This is a genomic window from Vibrio sp. Vb0667 (assembly GCF_033391095.1).
In genome coordinates, this window is sequence record NZ_JAWPOL010000419.1 from 1 (window position 1) to 1,028 (window position 1,028).

The 1,028-nt window shown below is 46.3% G+C and carries 1 protein-coding gene; it reads left to right on the forward strand.

The genetic code is table 11. The features are described 5' to 3' along the window. Positions 1-854 (forward strand): ATP-binding cassette domain-containing protein (locus R8269_RS26345; RefSeq protein WP_318223052.1); only part of this gene is annotated, 854 nt, incomplete at its 5' end. Positions 855-1,028: the final 174 nt, after the last annotated feature.

The following is a 1,028-nucleotide window of genomic DNA, read 5'->3' on the forward strand; positions in this document are numbered from 1 at the left end:
AAGCACTGACAAACGTAACTTCGCAGTTCCAACGTGGTATGGCAGCAAGCCAAACTTTGTTTGCTCTCATCGATTTAGAACCAGAGAAAAACGAAGGTAAATACACGGTTGAGCGCGCGAAGGGTGAAGTATCTGTGAAAGATGTCAGCTTCACGTATGAAGGTTCAGAAAAGCCGGCTCTAGATCATGTCAGTTTTGATATTCCTCGAGGTAAAACGGTCGCTCTAGTGGGGCGTTCAGGTTCAGGTAAAAGTACCATTGCGAACTTGTTTAACCGTTTTTATGACGTGGACAGTGGCTCGATTACATTAGATGGCCGTGATATTCGTGACTATGAATTGAAGAACTTGCGTGAGCAGTTTGCTTTGGTTTCGCAAAACGTACATCTTTTCAATGACACCATAGCAAACAACATTGCTTACGCGACGGAAGATAAGTACCAGCGCAGCGATATTGAGCATGCAGCGAAGCTGGCTCACGCAATGGAATTCATCAATAAGATGGAAAATGGTTTAGATACCATGATCGGCGAAAACGGCGCGAGCTTATCTGGTGGTCAGCGCCAACGTGTAGCTATTGCTCGAGCGTTGCTGCGTGATGCGCCTGTACTGATTCTTGACGAAGCAACCTCTGCACTGGATACGGAATCTGAGCGTGCCATCCAAGCTGCATTAGATGAGCTGCAGAAAGATAAAACCGTGTTGGTGATTGCTCACCGCTTGTCAACGATCGAAAAAGCCGATGAGATTCTAGTCGTAGACGACGGTGCCATTATTGAACGAGGTAATCACGCAGACTTGATTGCTAAGAATGGCGCTTACGCTCAACTTCATCGCATCCAGTTTGGCGAATAGTTGCTGTGGTTGAAAAAATCTGGTTTGAAAATCATCCATTAAAATATCTGTTGTGGCCATTATTATGGCCACTCAGTGTGTTGTTTGGTGCAATCAGTAGAGCGAAGCGTCAACAGTTCCAAACTGGTCGCAAGCAAGCGTATCAAGTGCCCGTCAGCCAGACGTTGGCCCTTC